The organism is Escherichia whittamii (genome assembly GCF_014836715.1).
GTDB lineage: Bacteria > Pseudomonadota > Gammaproteobacteria > Enterobacterales > Enterobacteriaceae > Escherichia > Escherichia whittamii.
This window is the reverse complement of sequence record NZ_JACSQI010000001.1, coordinates 351,120-372,131: the sequence shown is the minus strand read 5'-3', so window position 1 is coordinate 372,131 and position 21,012 is coordinate 351,120. Positions and strand designations below refer to the sequence as shown.

Here is a 21,012-nt window from a genome sequence, read left to right as displayed (position 1 = left end):
CGTCTTATCAGGCCTACAAACCGATGCTGATTTGTGTAGGCCGGATAAGGCGTTCACGCCGCATCCGGCGATTGTGCACTGATGCCTGATGTGACGCTGGCGCGTCTTATCAGGCCTACAAACCGATGCTGATTTGTGTAGGCCGGATAAGGCGTTTACGCCGCATCCGGCGATTGTGCACTGATGCCTGATGCGACGCTGGCGCGTCTTATCAGGCCTGGCAGGAGCACGCTTAACACTGGGGGAAACCATGACTACCGACCAACACCAGGAAATCCTCCGCACCGAAGGATTAAGCAAATTTTTCCCCGGCGTCAAAGCGTTAGATAACGTGGATTTCAGCCTGCGCCGTGGCGAAATCATGGCGCTGCTCGGCGAAAATGGTGCCGGTAAATCGACGCTGATTAAAGCACTTACCGGTGTCTACCACGCCGATCGCGGTACTATCTGGCTGGAAGGTCAGGCCATCTCACCGAAAAACACCGCCCACGCACAGCAGCTAGGTATCGGCACCGTCTATCAGGAAGTCAACCTGTTACCCAACATGTCGGTTGCTGATAATCTATTCATAGGCCGCGAACCTAAACGTTTCGGCCTGCTACGACGTAAAGAGATGGAAAAGCGCGCTACCGAACTGATGGCTTCGTATGGTTTCTCTCTCGACGTGCGCGAACCACTTAACCGCTTTTCAGTCGCGATGCAGCAAATCGTCGCCATTTGCCGGGCCATTGATCTCTCCGCCAAAGTGCTGATCCTCGATGAACCTACTGCCAGCCTGGACACCCAGGAAGTGGATCTGCTATTTGGCCTGATGCGCCAGCTTCGCGATCGCGGTGTCAGCTTGATCTTCGTCACTCACTTTCTCGATCAGGTTTATCAGGTCAGCGATCGGATCACCGTCTTACGCAACGGCAGTTTTGTAGGCTGTCGGGAAACTCGTGAGCTACCACAAATCGAACTGGTGAAAATGATGCTGGGGCGCGAGCTGGACACTCACGCGCTACAGCGTGCCGGAAGAACATTGCTTAGTGACAATCCCGTTGCAGCGTTTAAAAATTACGGCAAGAAAGGAACGATTGCGCCGTTTGATCTGGAAGTACGCCCCGGTGAGGTCGTCGGGCTGGCAGGTTTGCTGGGATCAGGGCGGACAGAAACGGCTGAGGTGATCTTCGGTATCAAACCTGCCGATAGCGGCACGGCGCTGATCAAAGGCAAACCACAAACGCTACGATCGCCACATCAGGCTTCGGTACTTGGCATCGGCTTTTGCCCGGAAGACAGGAAAACTGATGGCATCATTGCCGCCGCTTCGGTGCGGGAAAACATCATCCTTGCCCTCCAGGCCCAGCGTGGCTGGCTGCGACCAATTTCCCGTAAGGAACAACAAGAAATTGCCGAACGCTTTATCCGCCAGCTTGGCATTCGCACCCCTTCCACTGAACAACCCATTGAGTTTCTCTCCGGCGGTAATCAGCAAAAAGTGTTGCTCTCACGCTGGTTGCTGACCCGCCCGCAATTTCTGATCCTCGACGAACCTACGCGGGGCATTGACGTTGGCGCCCATGCCGAGATCATTCGCTTGATTGAAACGCTGTGTGCCGATGGCCTGGCACTGCTGGTGATCTCTTCCGAACTGGAAGAACTGGTGGGTTATGCCGATCGAGTGATTATCATGCGCGATCGCAAACAGGTAGCGGAGATCCCGCTGGCAGAGCTTTCCGTTCCGGCGATCATGAACGCCATTGCGGCGTAAGGAGAACAGTGTGATGCCTCAATCTCTCCCGGACACCGCGTCGTCGAAAAAGCGCTTTCGCTGGCCGACGGGGATGCCGCAGTTGCTGGCGCTGTTGCTGGTGCTAGTGGTCGACAGTCTGGTGGCACCGCATTTCTGGCAGGTAGTGCTTCAGGATGGCCGCTTGTTCGGTAGCCCCATTGATATTCTCAATCGCGCTGCCCCGGTTGCGCTACTGGCGATTGGCATGACACTGGTGATCGCCACCGGCGGTATAGATCTCTCCGTGGGGGCGGTAATGGCTATCGCCGGAGCAACAACTGCCGCGATGACGGTAGCGGGATTTAGCGTACCGATTGTGCTGCTTAGTGCGTTAGGTACTGGCATTCTGGCCGGAATGTGGAACGGCATTCTGGTAGCGATCCTCAAAATTCAGCCGTTTGTCGCCACTTTAATCCTGATGGTCGCCGGACGTGGTGTTGCGCAATTGATCACCTCCGGGCAGATCGTCACCTTCAACTCGCCGGATCTCTCGTGGTTCGGCAGCGGATCGCTGTTGTTCTTTCCAACGCCAGTCATTATCGCTGTACTGACGTTATTCTTCTTCTGGCTGTTGACCCGCAAAACGGCACTGGGAATGTTTATCGAAGCCGTTGGTATCAACATCCGGGCGGCAAAAAATGCCGGAGTCAACACACGAATCGTCGTTATGCTCACCTACGTGTTGAGCGGATTATGCGCGGCGATAGCGGGCATCATCGTGGCGGCGGATATCCGCGGCGCCGATGCCAACAACGCCGGATTATGGCTGGAGCTGGACGCCATTCTCGCAGTGGTGATCGGCGGTGGATCGTTGATGGGCGGGCGCTTTAACTTGCTGCTCTCGGTGGTAGGGGCGCTGATCATTCAGGGAATGAACACCGGGATTTTACTCTCGGGCTTTCCGCCAGAGATGAACCAGGTGGTGAAAGCCGTGGTGGTGCTTTGCGTGCTGATTGTTCAGTCGCAACGCTTTATCAGTCTGATTAAAGGAGTACGTAGTCGTGATAAAACGTAACTTGCCACTGATGATCACCATCGGCGTCTTTGTGCTGGGCTATCTCTACTGCCTGACACAGTTTCCCGGTTTTGCCTCCACGCGGGTGATCTGCAATATTCTGACCGATAACGCTTTTCTGGGGATTATCGCCGTCGGCATGACCTTTGTGATCCTCTCCGGTGGGATCGATCTCTCCGTCGGTTCGGTGATCGCTTTTACCGGCGTATTTTTGGCAAAAGTGATTGGCGACTTTGGCCTCTCGCCGCTGTTGGCGTTTCCGCTGGTACTGGTGATGGGATGTGCCTTCGGTGCATTTATGGGACTTCTGATCGACGCGCTGAAGATCCCCGCGTTCATTATTACCCTTGCGGGGATGTTCTTTTTGCGTGGCGTTAGCTATCTCGTTTCGGAAGAATCGATCCCGATTAACCATCCCATTTATGACATGCTCTCAAGCCTTGCGTGGAAAATCCCCGGCGGTGGTCGCTTAAGCGCGATGGGGCTGCTGATGCTTACGGTGGTGGTTATCGGTATTTTCCTCGCACACCGTACCCGCTTTGGTAATCAGGTATACGCTATTGGCGGCAACGCGACTTCAGCAAACCTGATGGGAATTTCTACTCGCAGCACTACTATTCGCATTTATATGCTTTCCACTGGGTTGGCGACCCTGGCGGGGATTGTTTTCTCTATTTACACCCAGGCCGGATACGCGCTGGCAGGCGTAGGTGTGGAACTGGACGCTATCGCCTCCGTGGTGATTGGCGGTACACTTTTAAGCGGCGGCGTTGGGACAGTATTAGGGACGCTTTTTGGCGTGGCGATTCAGGGACTCATTCAGACTTACATAAACTTTGACGGCACACTGAGTTCATGGTGGACGAAAATCGCCATTGGCATTTTGCTGTTTATTTTTATTGCGTTACAGCGTGGGTTAACGGTGCTGTGGGAGAATCGTCAGAGTTCGCCAGTAATAAGAGTGAGCCCGGAAAATACAATAAAAGAGTAAATTTACTGATATAAAAGGATATTTTTATGTGGGCAAAGGAAGGTGAGGATTTAAGTACAACATGCAAAAGTTGTGGAGTGGATGTTTTACCACCTGACGATTATTGTAAAAGTTGTGCTGATAAAAAGCTTACAGGGATTGGAGGTTGGCTGTATATACCTGCTATTTCTTTAGTGCTGGTGATTATTTCGAGTATTTATTCTTTTGTACAAATATGGGGGCTTGCTCAGGGCACTCAGGAAGAGCCGCTCAGAACTCTGCTTTATCTGGAAGTGGTCGGATTTGCCATGATATTTCTGTTGGTGAGTTATACGACTTTTTTGTTTTTTAATAAGAAACGCCAACTTCCGCACTACTATATTGCCCTTCTTCTGGCGCTCTTCGCATTGAATGTTGCTGATATCTGGGGAGCAGTACAATTTCTTCATGCCACAATTGAACTTTCAGACGCATGGGGGGTGCTGAAAAATATCATTCATCTGGCTATCTGGGTTCCCTATTTCCGTGTCTCTAAACGAGTCAAATTAACTTTTGTTAATTAAAACGCAAAAACGCCGGAATAATCCGGCGTTTTTAAACCATTACGCGTCCGGGAACTCACGGATAAAGCGTTCGACATCTTCAACCATATGGTCATTGCCGACGAAGAAAGAACGGCGCTGGTGCAGGGTTTCCGGGATGATATCCAGAATACGCTCTTTGCCATCGCTCGCTTTACCGCCCGCTTGTTCCGCCAGGAACGCCATCGGATTGCACTCATACAGCAAACGCAGTTTACCGTCCGGGTGGCTGGCGGTGCTTGGGTAGAGATAAATACCGCCTTTCAGCAGATTACGGTGGAAATCCGCGACCAGTGAGCCGATATAACGTGAGGTATACGGGCGATTGGTGGACTTATCTTCTTCCTGGCAGAATTTAATGTACTTCTTCACCCCGTTAGGGAACTTAATGTAGTTTCCTTCGTTGATGGAGTAGGTTGAACCTTTCTCCGGGAAGCGCATCCGTTCCTGGCACAGGCAGAAAACGCCGAGCGAAGGATCGTAAGTAAAGGCGTGAACACCGCATCCCGTGGTGTAAACGAGCATGGTAGAGGAGCCGTATACCACGTAACCTGCAGCAACCTGTTTGTTACCAGGCTGGAGGAAATCTTCTTCCGTTACCGGCGTGCCGACCGGTGTAACGCGGCGGTAGATGGAGAAAATGGTACCGACAGAGACGTTAACATCGATGTTGGACGAGCCATCCAGTGGATCCATCAGCACAACGTATTTTGCGTGTTCACAGCCTTCAAAAACGACAATCTCATCTTCTTCTTCGGATGCAATGCCCGCAACAATATCGCGCGCTTTCAGTGCGGCTTTCAGTTTTTCATTAGCGAACAAGTCGAGTTTTTGTTGAACCTCGCCCTGCACGTTCTCAGCACCGCTGGCACCCAGGATATCAACCAGTCCAGCTTTGTTGATATCGCGATGGATAATCTTGGCGCCCAGTTTTATTGCCGATAGCAAAGCAGTGAGCTCACCGGTAGCATGAGAAAACTCGTGCTGCTTTTCGACAATAAATTCACCTAACGTTTTCATAAAACTTTCCCTGCAATGTTTATGGAGTAAAGCGACCGCAACAATCTTAACAAATAATCTTAATGTTGCGCTCAGGTGAATCGCGCCAGCAAATTACGGATTATCCTGAAATGCGTTTCTCTGTTGCCCGACATATGCGTAAAATGAACGGTAGATTAAAAAAGGATAGTGACGTATGCGCATTCATATATTAGGAATTTGTGGCACGTTTATGGGCGGTCTGGCGATTCTGGCGCGTCAGTTGGGCCATGAAGTAACGGGTTCGGACGCCAATGTGTATCCGCCGATGAGCACCTTACTTGAGAAGCAAGGCATTGAACTGATTCAGGGTTACGATGCCAGCCAGCTCGATCCTCAGCCGGATCTGGTGATTATTGGCAACGCCATGACCCGTGGAAATCCGTGTGTGGAAGCGGTACTGGAAAAAAACATTCCATATATGTCAGGTCCGCAGTGGTTGCACGATTTTGTGCTGCGCGACCGCTGGGTGCTGGCCGTTGCCGGTACACACGGCAAAACCACCACGGCGGGAATGGCGACCTGGATTCTGGAACAGTGCGGCTATAAACCAGGTTTTGTGATTGGTGGCGTTCCGGGGAACTTTGACGTTTCTGCTCGCCTGGGCGAAAGCGACTTCTTTGTTATCGAAGCAGACGAGTATGACTGCGCCTTCTTCGACAAACGTTCTAAGTTTGTTCATTACTGCCCGCGAACGCTGATCCTCAACAACCTTGAGTTCGACCACGCCGATATCTTCGACGACCTGAAAGCGATTCAGAAACAATTCCACCATCTGGTGCGTATTGTTCCTGGTCAGGGACGTATTATCTGGCCGGAAAACGATATCAACCTGAAACAGACCCTGGCGATGGGCTGCTGGAGTGAACAGGAGTTGGTGGGCGAGCAAGGTCACTGGCAGGCGAAAAAACTGACCACTGACGCTTCCGAATGGGAAGTCTTGCTTGATGGCGAAAAAGTGGGCGAAGTGAAATGGTCGCTGGTGGGCGAACATAATATGCACAACGGTCTGATGGCGATTGCTGCTGCCCGTCATGTTGGCATAGCGCCGGCTGATGCCGCTAACGCGCTGGGGTTGTTTATCAATGCCCGTCGCCGCCTGGAACTGCGTGGTGAAGCTAACGGCGTGACGGTGTATGACGATTTTGCCCATCACCCAACGGCAATTCTGGCAACGCTGGCGGCGCTGCGCGGCAAAGTTGGCGGTACGGCGCGTATTATTGCCGTGCTTGAGCCGCGCTCAAACACCATGAAGATGGGAGTCTGCAAAGATGATTTGGCGCCGTCATTAGGTCGTGCCGATGAAGTCTTCCTGCTGCAACCGTCGCATATTTCGTGGCAGGTAGCAGAAGTAGCAGAAGCCTGTATTCAGCCTGCGCACTGGAGTGGAGATGTTGATGCGCTGGCAGACATGGTGGTGAAAACCGCCCAGCCAGGCGACCATATTCTGGTGATGAGCAACGGCGGTTTTGGTGGTATTCATCAGAAACTGCTGGATGGTCTGGCGAAGAAGGCAGAAGCCGCGCAGTAATTCTGCACCTTGCATGCTTGTGTAGGCCGGATAAGGCGTTTACGCCGCATCCGGCATTTGAGCATAGTGCCTGATGCGACGTTGACGCGTCGTATCAGGCATACAGGTTCACCGCATCCGGCAAACCATGCTCACATCAACAACACAACTTACCCTTCGTTCTCTGCCAGCTCGCGCAGATACTGAAAAATCTGTCGCGCGGATTTCGGCGGCTTGTTCCCTTCTTTTTCTTTCTTCGCGTTGCGGATCAGAGCACGTAATTGCTGACGATCGGCATCTGGCCACAGGTTCAATACTTCAGCGATAGCATCATCACCGTGATCGATCAGACGATCGCGCAGGTTTTCCAGTTTATGGAACAGCACCACCTGCTGGTTGTGGCGGTTTTTCAGCTTATCCAGCGCCTGACGGATAGGCTCTACATCGCGCTGGCGCAGCATCTTACCGATAAGCTGCAACTGGCGGCGGCGGCCTTCCATCTTAATACGTTGGGCGAGCTCGATAGCCGCGCGCAGATCCGCATCTAGCGGGATCTTATCCAGCGCGTTTTTCCCCAAATCTACAATTTCCGCACCCAGGCGTTTTAACTCCTCGGCATCGCGTTTAATTTCACTTTTACTGACCCAGATAATTTCATCGTCTTCGTCTTCGATGTCATCACCGGGAACGTCGTCGAGCCAGTCTTCGGGCTGCTTAGTCATGTCAGGCTCCTTAAAAAAAGAGGCTAATGTTACCAGTTAAGATGCGCACTGAAAAACGGTTCTCTGTTAGACTTCAGAGAAACTCTCTACATTATGGCACTTGCAATGAAAGTAATCTCTCAAGTTGAAGCGCAGCGCAAGATTCTGGAAGAAGCAGTTTCGACTGCGCTGGAGTTGGCCTCAGGCAAATCGGATGGTGCGGAAGTTGCCGTCAGCAAGACCACCGGCATTAGCGTTAGCACGCGATATGGCGAAGTGGAGAATGTCGAATTCAATAGCGATGGTGCGCTGGGGATAACCGTTTATCACCAGAACCGTAAAGGTAGTGCATCGTCCACCGATCTAAGTCCGCAAGCCATTGCCCGCACTGTACAGGCGGCGCTGGATATTGCGCGTTACACTTCGCCAGATCCGTATGCAGGCGTGGCAGATAAAGAGCTGCTGGCCTTTGACGCGCCGGATCTCGACTTGTTCCACCCTGCGGAAGTTTCCCCGGATGAAGCCATTGAACTGGCGGCCCGCGCAGAACAGGCGGCATTACAGGCGGATAAACGCATTACCAACACCGAAGGCGGCAGTTTTAACAGCCATTACGGCGTCAAAGTTTTCGGCAATAGCCACGGTATGCTGCAGGGCTACTGCTCAACGCGTCATTCACTCTCCAGCTGTGTGATTGCCGAAGAAAATGGCGATATGGAGCGTGATTACGCCTACACCATTGGCCGTGCGATGAGCGATCTACAAACGCCGGAGTGGGTTGGCGCAGACTGCGCTCGCCGTACTTTATCGCGTCTGTCACCGCGTAAACTCTCCACCATGAAAGCACCGGTAATTTTTGCCAATGAAGTGGCAACCGGGCTGTTCGGTCATCTGGTGGGGGCGATTGCCGGTGGTGCGGTTTACCGTAAATCCACCTTCCTGCTCGATTCGCTGGGTAAACAAATTCTACCGGACTGGCTGACTATTGAAGAACATCCGCATCTGCTGAAAGGGCTGGCATCTACGCCATTCGACAGTGAAGGTGTGCGTACCGAACGTCGCGACATTATTAAAGATGGCATCCTGACTCAGTGGCTGTTGACCAGCTACTCGGCGCGTAAGCTGGGACTAAAAAGCACCGGGCACGCGGGCGGTATTCACAACTGGCGCATTGCCGGACAAGGTCTAAGCTTCGAGCAAATGCTCAAAGAGATGGGCACTGGACTGGTGGTGACAGAATTGATGGGCCAGGGCGTGAGTGCAATTACCGGCGATTATTCCCGTGGTGCAGCGGGCTTCTGGGTAGAAAACGGCGAAATCCAGTATCCGGTTAGCGAAATCACCATCGCAGGTAATTTAAAAGATATGTGGCGCAATATTGTCACCGTCGGTAACGATATTGAAACTCGCAGCAATATACAGTGTGGTTCTGTACTGTTGCCGGAGATGAAAATCGCCGGGCAGTAAAAAACTGGCGCGACCTGCCGCGCCATAAACTAAAAAATTACACAAAATCATTCGCGCTGCATCGAGACGGAAAGTGAATGAGAGCCGGGGAGCGTACTCGTAGTACGTGACTCGGGCGAATGAGCGTAGCCGTCGATGAGGCAGTGTGAAGGATGAAGTGTAAATAAGAAGGAAGTGAGCAATGCGTAAAAGCCTGTTAGCTATTCTTGCAGTCTCCTCGTTGGTATTCAGTTCGGCGTCGTTTGCCGCGGAACTGGAAAGCAATATGGAAACCCTCAACGACAATTTAAAAGTGGTTGAAAAAGCGGATAACGCGGCGCAAGTCAAAGACGCGTTAACGAAGATGCGCGCCGCGGCGCTGGATGCGCAAAAAGCGACGCCGCCGAAGCTGGAAGGCAAATCGCCAGACAGCCCGGAAATGAAAGATTTCCGCCACGGTTTCGACATTCTGGTTGGCCAGATTGACGATGCGCTGAAGCTGGCTAATGAAGGTAAAGTCAAAGAAGCACAGGCCGCCGCAGAGCAACTGAAAACGACCCGCAATTCATATCACAAGAAGTATCGTTAATTCCTCATTGGGCGGTGAAACGTCGCCGCCCAACGCACTCTTCTCCCTTCGTAAAATCACCGCAAAATCTATCTTCACTACAGCATATTCCTGCGTGTCACCGACATTTTTGCGAGGCGTTTTCCAGAAATGAATGTAATGCATATGTAATGCTATTATGCATTACACTTTTCATAATTACCGGAGGCATAATGGCCACACTTAACGTCCGCCTGGATGACAAACTGAAAAATGAGGCTTATGCGGTGCTGGAAAAATTAAATATCACGCCTACTGAAGCCGTACGGCTGCTGTTTCAGTACGTTGCGGAAAATGGGCGAATGCCGGTAAAAACGCTTACTGTCAGTGACAGTGAAGAAGCCTTGTTACGCACTGTCAGGGAACGACTGGTCAACTCACAAGAGACCATTAAGGTCCGACTGGATGAGCTATGAGCTGGCCTTTGCTCCGCGAGCACTGAAAGAGTGGCAAGAACTGGGCGTGACAGCCCGGGAACAATTTTAAAAAAAGCTTGAGGGGCGCTGAAAAGACCGTGCAATCAGTCGGCTAAACTGCGGGATTTGCCGGACTGCTACAAAATTAAGCTTCGCACAATGGGATATCGCCTGGTCTATCAGGTCAATGATACAGAGTTGCTCGTGTTGGTGATAGCTATTGGTAAGAGAGAGAACTCAGCCGTTTATGAAGACGCGGATAAACGGCTGGAAGAGTGATTACCGCAAATGGTGCACCACCTGGTTGCTGCTGCCGCGCCAGATCAGGGAAGGGTCTTTTAAATCCTGCATAAATTTGCCGTCGACCAGCACGTTAATCAAATCAACAACCTGCATTTGCGCAGCGTTGAGTTCGTCGAGTTTATAGCCTGTCCACACCCAGATATCCTTACCAGGGCACTCGGCGCGGATGCGTTGTACCAGCTTCAGAATATCCGGCACGTTTTGCGGATGCAGCGGGTCGCCGCCGGAAAGGGAAATGCCCTGGCGTTTGATGCGGGTGTCGTTCAGATCGTTGATGATCTGGTCTTCCATTTCTTTGGTAAATGGCTGACCGGAATTTACCCGCCAGGTGCTTTTGTTATAGCAACCGGGGCATTCATGAACGCACCCGGAGACAAACAGGGTGCAACGAGTGCCGGGGCCGTTGACGATGTCGACAGGATAGTACTGATGAAAGTTCATTTTCGCTTCTCAATTGACGCCATGACTGCGGTGGCAGCTCTCACTCACCCAGGTCACTTACTTGACGTAAGCTCCCTGGGGTTCATTCGTTTGCCGCCTTGTCCTGACGCCAATTGCTTTGCGAAAACGGAGTGATATGTGAAAGCCTACAGCCGTTGCCGAACGTAGGCCGGATAAGACGCTTTAGCGTCGCATCCGGCATTTGCTTAACGCAGCGTGGAGATCAACCGATCTGCCCATTTCCCAAATGTTTAACGCGGCGCTTAACTTCTTCCTGCTTACCGGCGTTAAACGGACGCGCATCCGGGCTACCTAAATATCCGCACACGCGGCGAGTCACCGACACACGGGAGGTGTCATGGTTACCACATTTCGGACAGGTGAAGCCTTTGCTGGTGCACTCAAACTCGCCGGTAAAGCCACATTCGTAGCATTCATCGATCGGCGTGTTGGTGCCGTAATACGGTACATGCTGATAGCTGTAATCCCAGACATCTTCCAGCGCCTTCAGGTTGTGCTGAATGTTTGGATACTCGCCGTAGCAAATGAAGCCACCGTTGGCCAGCGGGGGATAAGGCGCTTCAAAGTCGATCTTGTCGTACGGGTTCACCTTCTTCTCCACATCGAGGTGGAAACTGTTGGTGTAGTAACCTTTGTCCGTCACGCCCGGCACTACGCCAAACTCTGCGGTATCGAGACGGCAGAAGCGGTCACACAGGTTCTCACTCGGCGTACTGTAGAGGCTGAAACCGTAACCGGTTTCTTCTTTCCACTGATCCACCGCCTGACGCAGACGCTCAACAATCGCAATTCCTTTCGCACGAAGCTGCTCGTTGTCGTAAACATGCTCGCCGCCGAACAGCGCGTTAATGGTTTCGTGGATACCGATGTAGCCCAGCGAAATAGATGCACGACCGTTTTTGAATATTTCAGAAACGTCGTCGTCAGCATTCAGACGCACGCCACAAGCACCTTCCATATAGAGGATCGGCGCTACGCGCGCTTTCACGCCTTCCAGACGGGCGATACGGGTCATCAGCGCCTTACGCGCCAGCACCAGACGTTCATCCAGCAACTTCCAGAAGGTGGCTTCATCACCTTTCGCTTCCAGCGCAATACGTGGCAGGTTCAGGCTGATCACGCCGAGGTTGTTACGACCATCGTGGATCTGCTCACCGTTTTCGTCTTCCCACACGCCGAGGAAGCTGCGGCAACCCATTGGCGTTTTAAACGAGCCAGTGACTTTCACTACCTGATCGTAGTTCAGGATATCTGGATACATGCGTTTGCTCGCGCACTCCAGCGCCAGCTGTTTGATGTCGTAGTTCGGATCGCCCACTTTATGGTTCAGGCCATCGCGAATTGCAAACACCAGTTTCGGGAACACGGCGGTTTTACGGTTTTTACCCAAGCCCGCGATACGGTTACGCAGGATAGATTCCTGAATCAGGCGCGATTCCCAGCTGGTACCCAGACCAAAGCCAAAGGTCACAAACGGCGTCTGACCGTTAGCGGTGTGCAGGGTATTTACTTCATATTCCAGCGACTGGAATGCGTCGTAGCACTCTTTGATGGTACGAGAGTTGGCGTAGCCTTCGGCGTCCGGGATGCTCCACTCTTCCGCAGTTTTACGATGCTTGTTGTAGCTGGCGGTGACAAACGGCGCCAGAACTTCGTCGATACGGTTAATGGTGGTGCCACCATAAATATGGCTGGCGACCTGAGCAATAATCTGCGCAGTTACTGCTGTAGCTGTAGAGATCGACTTCGGCGGTTCAATCTCGGCATTCCCCATCTTAAAGCCTTGCGTCAGCATGCCTTTCAGGTCGATCAACATGCAGTTGAACATCGGGAAGAACGGCGAGTAATCGAGATCGTGGTAGTGGATATCGCCACGTTCATGCGCCTGCACCACGTCACGCGGCAGCAGGTGCTGACGTGCATAGTGTTTAGCAACAATCCCGGCCAGCAGGTCACGCTGGGTCGGAATGACCTTACTGTCTTTATTCGCGTTTTCATTGAGCAGCGAGGAATTAGTCTGCTCGACCAGACCACGGATCTCCTGGTTCAGACGACCGCGTTTTTCACGTTCAATGTCGCGATCGTGACGGTACTCAATATATGCACGGGCCAGTTGTTTGTACGGGCCAGACATCAGCTGGTTTTCAACGGCGGTCTGGATTTCGTTGATATCTACCTGGTTACGCCCCTGCATTTGCTCGCTGACGATAGCGGCAACAGTGGCACAATAATCTGCATCATCGACTTCCGCTGCTTTAGCTGCACGCAGAATAGCTTCTTTGATGCGCTCTGATTTAAACGGCACTTTGCAGCCGTCTCGTTTCATCACATGCGGTGTCATGATCGCTCCATATTTTTAAGAACAGGTTATCCACAGAAAGTGGGGAAGTGCGCCCCGGTTTATTCAGCTCTTGTTACGGGGATTTACGGCAATCCCAATTCGCTTTATCCACAATTGTGTCGGCTTCGTTGGTATGTATCTTGTTGCAAGTTTAGACGATGGATACAACATATTGGGTTCAGATGCATTTTAAAGTCTATATATAGTGCTTTGCATTAAGGATGTTTGCGGTTTTTTTGATTTAGCTCAAAGTAAAAGGCAGAGAGTACGGATGGCGGGCGCTAGAGCGATGTGTAAATTTTTTAATGATTTTCTGGTTATAAAATCAACAAAAACAATATACTACCCGGTAAGTCCCCGGAAATACTCGCTTTAGCGTGGTCTGGAGGAGGATTATCTCTGAAACCGCCAGACAGCCTTAAAAGACCGTAATGTCATGGCACAGCGTTGTAGAGAGGCTTCTTCAATTTATGCATCAGAAGTTACCTGTGGTGTTCTGAACACTCTTTGGATAAATCTGGTAGAAGGAAACACTCAGGAAAGGGCCGCGGGTATGACGATTTGTTGAGGTTCACTGCGTCCGGTTACCTGCCCGATCAACTGGCAGGCCGCCTGGTGTCCGGCTTCTGCGTAGCCTGGATCAACGGTTATGATTTCCGGATGGAGAAACTTCATCAAAGGCGTATTACCAACACTCGCCAGTTGTAAGGTATCGATGCGTTGTTCTTGCAGGTATTTACTTGCGCCAAGTGCCAGTGTGTCGGTTGCGCACAGTAACGCGGTGGTTTCAGGGGTAATTACTTTTGCCACATTCTCGTAACCTTGCTTCATGGTGAGGCCAGGCAGGGCGGCGACGGGATGTAGCTTATGTGCTTTGCAGAACGCCTGGTAGGCTTCGTGACGCCGCTTACCGGTAGTCACGTCGCTGTGCGGTACGCCGAGATAGCTGATATTGCGATGCCCCTGGTCATACAGCCGTTGCATCAGGATTTTGATTGCCCCTTCGTCGTCATAACAGACCGAAGCAAAGCCTTTTGCGTCACGCGCCAGCAGAACCAGCGATGACTGCCAGGGGGCTAACATTTCTTCTGTTATGCCGGTAAAACCAAACAGTACCACGCCGTCGATATTACGACGTTTCAGTACCCCCAAATGTTCGGCCACTAATTGCGGGGAAAACTGGCTTTCCATCATGATTGGGTCGTAACCCTGTTCATAGAATGCAGGCAGCATGGTCTGAACGGCGAGATTTTCTGAAAACGAATCCAGACGGGTAACGATAATGGCGACAACTTTATCGCTTTGTCCACGCATGGCGCGCGCAGAGCGGGAAGGGGAAAATCTATGCTGATTCATCACGGCTTCAACTCGCTCGCGCGTGTGCCGACTCACGCCGCTTTCGTTATTCAGCACTCGGGAAACCGTGGATTTCCCCACGCCGCTTAAGCGAGCGATGTCTTTGATGGTCAGCCGATTTTGCATCCTGTTGTCCCGTAATTTGCGTTTAATTATTTGAGCCTAACTTTACCCACGCATTCAGCAATGGGTAAAGTCTGGTTTATCGTTGGTTTAGTTGCTTACAGGTATTATATCGGCATAAATGCTACGAATATTATTGGATTCGCGGCGCTATTTATTCACTTACCGGAGGTTATATGGAACCTGATCCCACGCCTCTCCCCCGTTGGAGATTAAAACTTTTCCGGTAAGCCTGTCTTTTCACGGTGTTACCGGATGCGTAAGGCCGTGACGTTTTAACGTCCCTGCTCATATTTATTACCGTCAGGTAAGGCTTTGCTACGCCTGAAGACATTTCTGCACTGTTCCAGACGGTGCGGAGGGACTTTCTATGTTTAAAGAAATTTTTACCCGGCTAATTCGCCATTTACCTTCCCGTCTGATCCGTCGCGATCCGCTGCCTGGTGCGCAGCAGACAGCGAATGCACCGATCCCGCCTTCCTTAAGCGCGCATTGCCTGAAGATGGCGGTGATGCCAGAAGAGGAACTATGGAAAACGTTCGACACCCATCCGGAGGGGTTAAATCAGGCAGAAGTGGAATCTGCCCGCGAACAATACGGTGAAAATAAATTACCTGCGCAACAACCGTCGCCGTGGTGGGTACATTTGTGGGTCTGCTATCGCAACCCCTTTAATATTTTGCTCACCATCCTCGGCGGTATTTCTTATGCCACGGAAGATTTATTTGCCGCAGGCGTTATCGCGTTAATGGTGGCCATTTCTACGTTGCTGAATTTCGTTCAGGAAGCGCGTTCCACCAAAGCGGCAGATGCTCTGAAAGCGATGGTTAGTAATACCGCGACAGTGCTGCGCGTAATTAACGACAAAGGCGAAAATGGCTGGCTGGAGATCCCCATCGACCAGCTAGTGCCTGGCGATATTATTAAACTGGCAGCGGGAGATATGATCCCGGCAGATTTACGTATTTTGCAGGCGCGGGATCTGTTCGTCGCCCAGGCGTCGTTAACCGGTGAGTCTCTACCCGTTGAAAAAACAGCAACCACTCGCCAGCCAGAGCATAGCAATCCGCTGGAGTGCGATACCCTGTGTTATATGGGGACCACCGTGGTGAGCGGCACGGCGCAAGCAATGGTGATTGCCACAGGCGCCAATACCTGGTTTGGTCAACTGGCAGGACGAGTCAGCGAGCAGGAAAGCGAACCGAATGCTTTTCAGCAAGGGATCAGCCGCGTCAGTATGCTGCTGATTCGCTTTATGCTAGTGATGGCGCCCGTGGTGCTGTTCATCAACGGCTACACCAAAGGCGACTGGTGGGAAGCTGCGCTATTCGCGCTTTCGGTAGCGGTGGGCTTAACGCCGGAAATGCTGCCGATGATTGTCACCTCGACGCTGGCGCGTGGTGCGGTAAAACTGTCGAAACAGAAAGTGATCGTCAAACATCTGGATGCGATTCAGAACTTTGGTGCAATGGATATTCTGTGCACCGATAAAACAGGCACCCTGACGCAAGATAAAATTGTGCTGGAGAATCATACCGATATCTCCGGCAAAACCAGCGAACGCGTGCTGCATAGCGCGTGGTTGAACAGTCATTACCAGACCGGACTTAAAAACCTGCTTGATACGGCGGTGCTGGAAGGTATAGATGAAAAGTCAGCGCGTTCGCTGGCCAGCCGTTGGCAGAAAGTGGATGAAATTCCTTTTGATTTCGAGCGTCGCCGGATGTCGGTGGTCGTGGCAGAAAATGCCGAACACCATCAACTGGTGTGCAAAGGCGCATTGCAGGAAATCCTCAATGTGTGTTCGCAGGTGCGTCATCATGGCGCGATTATTCCGCTCGATGACACCATGCTGCGTAAGATTAAGCGGGTAACCGATACGCTGAATCGTCAGGGGCTGCGCGTAGTTGCGGTGGCGACGAAATACCTGCCAGCGCGTGAAGGGGATTACCAACGGGCGGATGAATCCGACCTGATCCTCGAAGGATATATTGCTTTTCTTGATCCACCAAAAGAGACAACGGCTCCGGCGCTGCAGGCGTTAAAGGCGAGTGGGATCACCGTAAAAATCCTCACTGGCGATAGCGAACTGGTGGCGGCGAAGGTGTGCCATGAAGTGGGGCTGGACGCGGGAAAGGTGGTTATTGGTAGTGATATTGAAACACTATCAGACGACGAACTGGCAAATCTCGCGCAGCGTACCACGCTGTTTGCCCGTCTGACGCCGATGCATAAAGAACGTATTGTGACCTTACTGAAGCGCGAAGGGCATGTGGTTGGCTTTATGGGGGATGGTATTAATGACGCACCAGCGTTACGTGCCGCTGATATCGGTATTTCCGTAGACGGCGCGGTAGATATAGCCCGTGAAGCGGCTGATATCATTCTGCTGGAAAAAAGTCTGATGGTGCTGGAAGAGGGGGTCATTGAAGGGCGCCGCACGTTCGCCAACATGTTGAAATACATCAAAATGACGGCGAGTTCTAACTTCGGTAATGTGTTCAGCGTGCTGGTGGCGAGTGCTTTCTTACCCTTCCTGCCGATGTTGCCATTACACTTACTGATCCAGAACTTACTGTACGATGTATCACAGGTAGCAATCCCGTTTGATAACGTTGATGACGAGCAGATTCAAAAGCCGCAGCGTTGGAATCCGGCGGATCTTGGCCGCTTTATGATCTTCTTCGGACCGATCAGCTCGATCTTCGATATCCTGACGTTTTGTCTGATGTGGTGGGTATTTCATGCCAATACGCCGGAAACGCAAACTCTGTTCCAGTCGGGCTGGTTTGTGGTGGGATTGCTGTCGCAAACGCTGGTTGTGCATATGATCCGCACCCGCCGTGTGCCGTTTATTCAAAGTTGCGCGTCGTGGCCATTAATGGCGATGACCGCGATTGTGATGGTCGTGGGGATCGCGTTGCTGTTTTCACCGCTGGCTGGTTATCTGCAACTGCAGGCGCTGCCGTTAAGTTACTTCCCGTGGCTGGTTGCGATTCTGGCAGGGTATATGACGTTAACGCAGTTGGTCAAAGGGGGTTATAGTCGTCGTTACGGTTGGCAGTAAGCCAGTGATGAGACTGATCTGAAATACTTTTTCAGATCAGTCTCCTACGAAAAGATCTACACAAAAAAATAGATTACTACAAAAATAAAAAAACAAATAAACGTCCAGCTTAAATTATAAAGGGCGCTATAGCTTTTATTCACCGAACGAGAGAGATAGATGTCTTCTTCTTTAATGTGTCTGGAGGAGATGTTGCGATACAGGCGAATATAATAAATACAATAAAGTAATAAAGGTGGTATTACCCACCCACCTGTAGGTTTGCCAAATATAAGCGTGAGTATAATGGAGACTGCAAAGAAAAGGAGAAAGACGATTTGCGCTTTAGATTCTATTTTTTTTATTTCACTTCTTACGCCTTCTGCGTGCTGTTCTTGCCAGCGCCGGAGCGTACTAACACTAAATTGATAGCGTTCACATAGTTCCTTATTAGGCGCACCTTTTTTTGACTGCTGTAAAATTTCAGCAATTTGTTCGTCAGTGAAGCGGGCTTTAGCCATCTTCAACCCTCCGTGGTTGAATCAGATAATCCAGGCGCGAAACCTGGATTATCTATTTGAAAGAGATTAGCGACGAACAGCGATCGCTTCGATCTCAATCTTCACGTCTTTCGGCAGACGTGCAACTTCAACGCAAGAACGTGCCGGGAAGGTGGCATTGTGCTCGGTGAAGAACGCTTCGTAAGTGGCGTTTACGGTTGCGAAATCGTTCAGGTCTTTCACAAACACGGTGGTTTTAACGATATCGCCCACTTTCAGGCCAGCCGCTTCCACGATCGCTTTCACGTTATCCAAAGACTGACGCGCTTGTGCCGCTACGTCTGCCGGTACTTCGCCAGTTTTCGGGTTTACCGGGATCTGACCGGAGGTGATGATCATACTGCCCAGATCAACGCCCTGAACGTAAGGTCCGATAGCTGCGGGTGCATTTTCCGTCGCGATAGTTTTGCTCATGATTTCTCCTTTATTACAGCGGTAAAAAGTCTGGCTCATTATAGGGAGCCTGACATTTATTACCAACCGCAATTAATTGGCCAGCACCACATTATGGGAAAACTCTTTTTCGCAGTATTTGCATTTGAGCGCAATATCATTGGCGCGCTTTCTCACGGCAAAGCTGGAAGAAACCGGTTCAGCATGGCTGATACAGTTGCTGTTCGGGCAGACCAGCACATTATCAATACGTTCAGGCAGGCTGGGGCGCGATTTGCCGACCACGTCATAGTTGTCGATACGGTTTACCGTGGCTTGCGGTGCATACAGTGCCAGTTGGTCTACCTGATCTTCACTTAAAAAAGTATTTTCGATTTTGATCAGATCCTTGCGGCCCATCTCTCCGGAAGGCAGGTTCAGACCGATGGTGATGCGCTGATCGGTTTCGGTTAACTTGAACAAGCTCAACAGCTTAAAACCGACCTGGGCGGGGATATGGTCAATTACCGTGCCGCGTTTGATAGCTTCAACCTGCAATTTATTATCGTGTGTCATCTCTATTTCCCCTTACAGTACCAGATCGCGATTCAGAACCAGTGCCAGTAACGCCTGGCGAGCGAAAATCCCGTTGCCTGCTTGCTGGAAGTACCAGGCGTGCGGCGTTTTATCCACATCAGTGGCAATCTCATCAACGCGTGGCAGCGGATGCAGCACTTTCATATTGGCTTTGGCGTTGTGAAGATCGCTGGCGCGCAGGACAAACTGTGCTTTCACGTTGGCGTACTCGGACGGGTCCAGACGCTCTTTTTGCACGCGAGTCATATACAGAATGTCCACTTCCGCCATCACTTCTTCAATGGAACTATGCAGACTCCAGGCGATACCTTTTTCATCGAGCATATCCAGAATGTACTGCGGCATTGCCAGCGCATCCGGGGCGATGAAGTAAAAACGGTTGCCATCGAACTTCGCCAATGCCTGAGTCAGGGAGTGAACGGTACGGCCATATTTCAGGTCGCCGACCATCGCAACGTGGAGATTGTCGAGACGTCCCTGGGTTTCCTGAATAGTGAACAGATCCAGCAAGGTTTGGGTTGGATGTTGGTTGGAACCATCGCCGGCATTCAGTACTGGTACATTGCCGGAAAACTCGGTGGCCAGGCGCGCCGCACCTTCCTGCGGATGGCGCATCACAATCGCATCGACATAGGTGCTGATAACCGAGATGGTATCAGCCAGCGTTTCACCTTTTTTTCCCAGTGAGGTGTTTGCGCTGTCAGAAAATCCCACCACGCTGGCGCCCAGGCGGTGCATCGAGGTTTCGAAAGAGAGGCGGGTACGCGTAGAGGCTTCGAAGAAGCAGCTGGCGATCACTTTATGCTTCAAAAGCTCTGGCTGCGGATTGGCTTTCAGTTTCGCCGCTGTCGCCAGCACCAGATTAAGGTCATCGCGACTAAGGTCATTTATGGAAATGATGTGTTTTTGATATAGCGGATTAGCCATGTTTATCTCCTGACGCCTGGGCAAAAAAAAACCCCTCGATTGAGGGGCTGGGAATAGGTGAACAACGGGAAGAAAAACGGCAGGCCAGCGTCTTTTTTCAGACGCGGTAAGACAAAATGTCGAACACACTGAACCATACATCCTCCCGGCAAATCGTCCGGCATTATACTCAGGCAGAAAATGTGATCAAGCGATTAATGCAAAAAATTACCCAGGTAAACGATTGTAGTGAATTTATATGCTTTAAAATTGAATTTTTAACAATATTTGTTTTTATGGCAAGCGGACAGAAGAACATGCTCTGGCGCAATCGGACGGCAAAAAATGCTGGTATGGCAGTAAGGAATTACGTATAACGAGAGAAATGAAACATTGTTTTAATTGAGGAATGAAAAAGATGATCATCGGAAATATTCATAATCTCCAACCGTGGTTGCCAGAAGAGTTACGCCAGGCTATTGAACATATCAAAATGCACGTTACGGCAGAAACACCAAAAGGTAAGCACGATATCGAAGGCAACCGTCTGTTTTATCTTATCTCTGAAGATATGACCGAGCCGTATGAAGCGCGTCGTGCGGAGTACCATGCCCGCTATCTCGACATTCAGATTGTGTTAAAAGGGCAGGAAGGAATGACCTTTAGCACGCAGCCTGCGGGTACGCCGGATACTGACTGGTTAGCCGATAAAGACATCGCTTTTTTGCCGGAAGGCGTTGAGGAGAAAACAGTCATCCTCAATGAAGGTGACTTTGTCGTGTTCTATCCGGGTGAAGTGCACAAACCGCTGTGCGCAGTAGGTGAGCCTGCTCAGGTTCGCAAAGCGGTTGTGAAAATGCTGATGGCGTAAGCGAGTTATACCGGTGG

Annotated in this window: 21 protein-coding genes and 1 pseudogene; 12 read left to right on the top strand and 10 right to left on the bottom strand. The window is 51.2% G+C overall.

Annotated elements, in window-relative coordinates:
• The first annotated feature begins 250 nt into the window (after positions 1-250).
• From ytfR to H9644_RS01650, 4 genes are read left to right on the top strand one after another with little or no spacing between them, the layout of a single operon-like run.
• Positions 251-1,753 (top strand): galactofuranose ABC transporter, ATP-binding protein YtfR, encoded by a 1,503-nt coding sequence (gene ytfR / locus H9644_RS01665; protein WP_191772827.1) that lies wholly within the window; start codon positions 251-253, stop codon positions 1,751-1,753.
• 13 nt (positions 1,754-1,766) lie between these two features.
• Positions 1,767-2,789, top strand: a complete 1,023-nt coding sequence (ytfT, locus tag H9644_RS01660) for a galactofuranose ABC transporter, ATP-binding protein YtfT (RefSeq protein ID WP_191772825.1) — start codon at positions 1,767-1,769, stop codon at positions 2,787-2,789.
• Positions 2,776-3,780 (top strand): galactofuranose ABC transporter, permease protein YjfF, encoded by a 1,005-nt coding sequence (gene yjfF / locus H9644_RS01655; RefSeq protein ID WP_191772823.1) that lies wholly within the window; start codon positions 2,776-2,778, stop codon positions 3,778-3,780. The genes ytfT and yjfF overlap by 14 nt, the downstream gene beginning before the upstream one ends.
• A gap of 26 nt (positions 3,781-3,806) precedes the next feature.
• The gene (locus tag H9644_RS01650; protein ID WP_191772821.1) at positions 3,807-4,322 is read left to right on the top strand and encodes a DUF2569 domain-containing protein; all 516 of its coding nucleotides are present in this window, start codon (positions 3,807-3,809) and stop codon (positions 4,320-4,322) included.
• 39 nt (positions 4,323-4,361) lie between these two features.
• Here the strand turns inward: H9644_RS01650 and fbp are convergent, their stop codons facing one another.
• A complete protein-coding gene (fbp, locus tag H9644_RS01645; protein ID WP_064530200.1) occupies positions 4,362-5,360 on the bottom strand; it encodes a class 1 fructose-bisphosphatase in 999 nt (332 codons plus the stop codon).
• Positions 5,361-5,535: 175 nt separating this feature from the next.
• Between fbp and mpl the strand changes: the two genes are divergently transcribed.
• Positions 5,536-6,909, top strand: coding sequence for a UDP-N-acetylmuramate:L-alanyl-gamma-D-glutamyl-meso-diaminopimelate ligase (gene mpl, locus H9644_RS01640; protein ID WP_191772819.1), 1,374 nt, complete (start codon positions 5,536-5,538; stop codon positions 6,907-6,909).
• 149 nt (positions 6,910-7,058) lie between these two features.
• On the opposite strand, the gene yjgA is transcribed toward mpl, so the two are convergent.
• Entirely contained in the window at positions 7,059-7,610 is a 552-nt protein-coding gene (gene yjgA / locus H9644_RS01635; protein ID WP_000166266.1) for a ribosome biogenesis factor YjgA, read from the bottom strand.
• Between the two features lie 93 nt (positions 7,611-7,703).
• Between yjgA and pmbA the strand changes: the two genes are divergently transcribed.
• The 4 genes and pseudogenes from pmbA (at position 7,704) to H9644_RS01615 (ending at position 10,337) form a co-directional block, all read left to right on the top strand.
• On the top strand, positions 7,704-9,056 hold the full coding sequence (gene pmbA / locus H9644_RS01630) for a metalloprotease PmbA (RefSeq protein WP_001162191.1): 1,353 nt from the start codon (positions 7,704-7,706) through the stop codon (positions 9,054-9,056).
• Positions 9,057-9,237: 181 nt separating this feature from the next.
• Positions 9,238-9,624: a cytochrome b562 gene (gene cybC / locus H9644_RS01625; RefSeq protein ID WP_191772816.1), complete on the top strand. Its 387-nt coding sequence runs from the start codon at positions 9,238-9,240 to the stop codon at positions 9,622-9,624.
• Positions 9,625-9,815: 191 nt separating this feature from the next.
• On the top strand, positions 9,816-10,058 hold the full coding sequence (locus tag H9644_RS01620) for a type II toxin-antitoxin system RelB/DinJ family antitoxin (protein WP_064530203.1): 243 nt from the start codon (positions 9,816-9,818) through the stop codon (positions 10,056-10,058).
• Positions 10,048-10,337 (top strand): annotated as a pseudogene (locus H9644_RS01615) (type II toxin-antitoxin system RelE family toxin). Before H9644_RS01620 ends, H9644_RS01615 begins: the two are co-directional and overlap by 11 nt.
• Here H9644_RS01615 and nrdG read toward each other — a convergent pair.
• The 3 genes from nrdG to treR all read right to left on the bottom strand — a co-directional run bounded on the left by nrdG (position 10,338) and on the right by treR (position 14,646).
• Positions 10,338-10,802 (bottom strand): anaerobic ribonucleoside-triphosphate reductase-activating protein, encoded by a 465-nt coding sequence (nrdG, locus tag H9644_RS01610; RefSeq protein WP_064530204.1) that lies wholly within the window; start codon positions 10,800-10,802, stop codon positions 10,338-10,340.
• A gap of 223 nt (positions 10,803-11,025) precedes the next feature.
• Positions 11,026-13,164 (bottom strand): anaerobic ribonucleoside-triphosphate reductase, encoded by a 2,139-nt coding sequence (gene nrdD / locus H9644_RS01605; RefSeq protein ID WP_064530205.1) that lies wholly within the window; start codon positions 13,162-13,164, stop codon positions 11,026-11,028.
• Between the two features lie 534 nt (positions 13,165-13,698).
• The gene (gene treR, locus H9644_RS01600; RefSeq protein ID WP_191772814.1) at positions 13,699-14,646 is read right to left on the bottom strand and encodes a trehalose operon repressor TreR; all 948 of its coding nucleotides are present in this window, start codon (positions 14,644-14,646) and stop codon (positions 13,699-13,701) included.
• 173 nt (positions 14,647-14,819) lie between these two features.
• Here treR and mgtL point away from each other — a divergent pair, with 173 nt between their 5' ends.
• On the top strand, positions 14,820-14,873 hold the full coding sequence (gene mgtL, locus H9644_RS01595; protein ID WP_100207247.1) for a mgtA regulatory leader peptide MgtL: 54 nt from the start codon (positions 14,820-14,822) through the stop codon (positions 14,871-14,873).
• A 140-nt stretch (positions 14,874-15,013) separates the two neighbouring features.
• Positions 15,014-17,710, top strand: a complete 2,697-nt coding sequence (gene mgtA / locus H9644_RS01590; protein WP_191772812.1) for a magnesium-translocating P-type ATPase — start codon at positions 15,014-15,016, stop codon at positions 17,708-17,710.
• Between the two features lie 56 nt (positions 17,711-17,766).
• Here mgtA and H9644_RS01585 read toward each other — a convergent pair whose 3' ends face one another.
• The 5 genes from H9644_RS01585 to pyrL form a co-directional block, all read right to left on the bottom strand.
• Positions 17,767-18,210, bottom strand: coding sequence for a transposase (locus H9644_RS01585; protein ID WP_191772810.1), 444 nt, complete (start codon positions 18,208-18,210; stop codon positions 17,767-17,769).
• Between the two features lie 66 nt (positions 18,211-18,276).
• Positions 18,277-18,663 (bottom strand): enamine/imine deaminase, encoded by a 387-nt coding sequence (locus tag H9644_RS01580; RefSeq protein WP_000047542.1) that lies wholly within the window; start codon positions 18,661-18,663, stop codon positions 18,277-18,279.
• Positions 18,664-18,735: 72 nt separating this feature from the next.
• Positions 18,736-19,197, bottom strand: coding sequence for an aspartate carbamoyltransferase regulatory subunit (pyrI, locus tag H9644_RS01575; protein ID WP_064530210.1), 462 nt, complete (start codon positions 19,195-19,197; stop codon positions 18,736-18,738).
• A 12-nt stretch (positions 19,198-19,209) separates the two neighbouring features.
• Positions 19,210-20,145 (bottom strand): aspartate carbamoyltransferase, encoded by a 936-nt coding sequence (pyrB, locus tag H9644_RS01570; protein WP_000013046.1) that lies wholly within the window; start codon positions 20,143-20,145, stop codon positions 19,210-19,212.
• Between the two features lie 2 nt (positions 20,146-20,147).
• Positions 20,148-20,282: a pyr operon leader peptide gene (gene pyrL, locus H9644_RS01565; protein ID WP_191772808.1), complete on the bottom strand. Its 135-nt coding sequence runs from the start codon at positions 20,280-20,282 to the stop codon at positions 20,148-20,150.
• Positions 20,283-20,542: 260 nt separating this feature from the next.
• On the opposite strand from pyrL, the gene tabA reads away from it, so the two are divergent.
• Positions 20,543-20,995 carry a toxin-antitoxin biofilm protein TabA gene (gene tabA, locus H9644_RS01560; RefSeq protein ID WP_180555602.1) on the top strand — a complete coding sequence of 151 codons (453 nt, stop codon included), beginning with the start codon at positions 20,543-20,545 and terminating at the stop codon, positions 20,993-20,995.
• Positions 20,996-21,012 lie beyond the last annotated feature (17 nt).

Bases quoted from the DNA above. Each gene is read 5' to 3' on its own strand.
- ytfR (WP_191772827.1), top strand. From the start codon at position 251: ATGACTACCGACCAACACCAGGAAATCCTCCGCACCGAAGGATTAAGC.
- ytfT (WP_191772825.1), top strand. From the start codon at position 1,767: ATGCCTCAATCTCTCCCGGACACCGCGTCGTCGAAAAAGCGCTTTCGC.
- H9644_RS01650 (WP_191772821.1), top strand. From the start codon at position 3,807: ATGTGGGCAAAGGAAGGTGAGGATTTAAGTACAACATGCAAAAGTTGT.
- fbp (WP_064530200.1), bottom strand. From the start codon at position 5,360: ATGAAAACGTTAGGTGAATTTATTGTCGAAAAGCAGCACGAGTTTTCT.
- mpl (WP_191772819.1), top strand. From the start codon at position 5,536: ATGCGCATTCATATATTAGGAATTTGTGGCACGTTTATGGGCGGTCTG.
- yjgA (WP_000166266.1), bottom strand. From the start codon at position 7,610: ATGACTAAGCAGCCCGAAGACTGGCTCGACGACGTTCCCGGTGATGAC.
- pmbA (WP_001162191.1), top strand. From the start codon at position 7,704: ATGGCACTTGCAATGAAAGTAATCTCTCAAGTTGAAGCGCAGCGCAAG.
- cybC (WP_191772816.1), top strand. From the start codon at position 9,238: ATGCGTAAAAGCCTGTTAGCTATTCTTGCAGTCTCCTCGTTGGTATTC.
- H9644_RS01620 (WP_064530203.1), top strand. From the start codon at position 9,816: ATGGCCACACTTAACGTCCGCCTGGATGACAAACTGAAAAATGAGGCT.
- nrdG (WP_064530204.1), bottom strand. From the start codon at position 10,802: ATGAACTTTCATCAGTACTATCCTGTCGACATCGTCAACGGCCCCGGC.
- nrdD (WP_064530205.1), bottom strand. From the start codon at position 13,164: ATGACACCGCATGTGATGAAACGAGACGGCTGCAAAGTGCCGTTTAAA.
- treR (WP_191772814.1), bottom strand. From the start codon at position 14,646: ATGCAAAATCGGCTGACCATCAAAGACATCGCTCGCTTAAGCGGCGTG.
- mgtA (WP_191772812.1), top strand. From the start codon at position 15,014: ATGTTTAAAGAAATTTTTACCCGGCTAATTCGCCATTTACCTTCCCGT.
- H9644_RS01585 (WP_191772810.1), bottom strand. From the start codon at position 18,210: ATGGCTAAAGCCCGCTTCACTGACGAACAAATTGCTGAAATTTTACAG.
- H9644_RS01580 (WP_000047542.1), bottom strand. From the start codon at position 18,663: ATGAGCAAAACTATCGCGACGGAAAATGCACCCGCAGCTATCGGACCT.
- pyrI (WP_064530210.1), bottom strand. From the start codon at position 19,197: ATGACACACGATAATAAATTGCAGGTTGAAGCTATCAAACGCGGCACG.
- pyrB (WP_000013046.1), bottom strand. From the start codon at position 20,145: ATGGCTAATCCGCTATATCAAAAACACATCATTTCCATAAATGACCTT.
- pyrL (WP_191772808.1), bottom strand. From the start codon at position 20,282: ATGGTTCAGTGTGTTCGACATTTTGTCTTACCGCGTCTGAAAAAAGAC.
- tabA (WP_180555602.1), top strand. From the start codon at position 20,543: ATGATCATCGGAAATATTCATAATCTCCAACCGTGGTTGCCAGAAGAG.